Here is a 1114-nt window from a genome sequence, read left to right as displayed (position 1 = left end):
TTGATTGTTGGATTGGAAATAAAACGACGAAGGAGCTTTATTCCACTTCAACAATGCCAGGACCGCATTTGTCAAATTTAATGGAGAAAAGCCTTGTTTTTTGCCTCAGTTCTTTGTTGTAGGTAGGCTTTATTCCGCTATTATTTTTTTCAACGCTTTAATTGCCTCCTTTTTTATATTTTTATTTTTGTCAGTTGTTAATTCAGTTAGTCGTTCAATCGAATTTGACAATTTCAATTTTCCAAGAGCAATTACTGCGTGTAAAGCTACTTGATTTTCAAATGTCAATTCAAGCAACAACTTTTCTGATTCTGCCTTGTGTTTTTTTGTCTTTCCAAGTGCAAGAACAAACATTTGTCTCGATATTCCATTATTCTTGTCAGCCGAAATTTTCTTTATTTGGTCAAAGTATGAATCCGAATATAAGTATTCAAACCAATTTCCAACACTCCAACCAATTAGTTCTTTTTCCTTTTCAGTTTTAAGACCTTGGTAATATTCTAACAATTTCTCTTCTGCAATACCTTTGGCTTTTCTTACAGTTACTGCTCTTATAATTCCGTCTTTGATAATTGGGTCAGTAACTTTTTCAGAGTCCAACAGGTCGAGCAATAGATTTATATATCCGAAGTCAGTTTGTTTGAAATTAATAAGGTCAAATAAGTCAGAAACTTTAAAACCAGCGTTTCTTAATTCCATTACGACGAATTCATTTTCCTTTTTTCTGACACGTTGAGTTTCGTAAAATTCTTTAGTATTTCTTTTCTTGTGTTCTTTTATCACATACTCAAGAAATTCATCACTATTTAATTTGCTTAAATCCATAGTTTTGTCAGCTTACCTACAACGTTTCGTGTATGAGCAGTGGCGTGGTTCGTCACGGACAATTGCAAACAGGTACTTGCCATTGGAAAATCCGCAGGATTTTCCAAGTAGGCAAGGACAAGCCATTGCTTATACACACTGTGTGTGCCCAGTATGGGCATCTTTACCTTGAGGCATTTATGCAAGGGTAAGCAACCACATCATTGTAACGCCCTAAGATTACAAAAGTGCATGGGTGTAGATACGGCAGGGATCGAGGGAAAGAAGATGCCATTACCTGGGGAGGTCT

Annotated in this window: 1 protein-coding gene; it reads right to left on the bottom strand. The window is 35.9% G+C overall.

Translation table 11 applies throughout. From position 1 onward, the window contains the following. Nucleotides 1-129: 129 nt before the first annotated feature. Nucleotides 130-825 (bottom strand): HEAT repeat domain-containing protein, encoded by a 696-nt coding sequence (locus G6N06_RS19615; protein WP_163518392.1) that lies wholly within the window; start codon nt 823-825, stop codon nt 130-132. Nucleotides 826-1114: the final 289 nt, after the last annotated feature.

The sequence above is a fragment of the Gelidibacter japonicus genome, from assembly GCF_010725055.1.
Classification (GTDB): Bacteria; Bacteroidota; Bacteroidia; order Flavobacteriales; family Flavobacteriaceae; genus Gelidibacter; species Gelidibacter japonicus.
Note: the sequence above shows the minus strand (reverse complement) of the source record. Positions and strands in the feature narration are given on the sequence as shown.

Coding starts and splice junctions, on each gene's coding strand:
- G6N06_RS19615 (WP_163518392.1), bottom strand. CDS start 825: ATGGATTTAAGCAAATTAAATAGTGATGAATTTCTTGAGTATGTGATA.